Raw genomic sequence first — 260 nt, forward strand, 5'->3', positions numbered from 1 at the left:
TTAACGTCTGACATATTGTATTCAGTTTTGAATGTTCATCATTCAAATGGGCCTATAGCTCAGCTGGTTAGAGCGCACGCCTGATAAGCGTGAGGTCGATGGTTCGAGTCCATTTAGGCCCACCATTTATAATTTGTACCTTGAAAACTAGATAAGCAATGAAGAAGAAAAAGATTTTACCAAGCAATACCGAGTGAGTTCATTTTATTGAATTCTTAGAAATCGCGCGTCTGCATTTATGCAGACATCACATTATTAAT

1 tRNA gene is annotated in these 260 nt (G+C 37.7%); it reads left to right on the top strand.

Annotated features, from left to right (window positions below):
* Window positions 1-48 precede the first annotated feature (48 nt).
* Window positions 49-125 (top strand) — tRNA-Ile (locus ERX35_RS11355).
* Window positions 126-260: the final 135 nt, after the last annotated feature.

This window comes from Macrococcus equipercicus (assembly GCF_004359525.2).
Taxonomy (GTDB): domain Bacteria; phylum Bacillota; class Bacilli; order Staphylococcales; family Staphylococcaceae; genus Macrococcus; species Macrococcus equipercicus.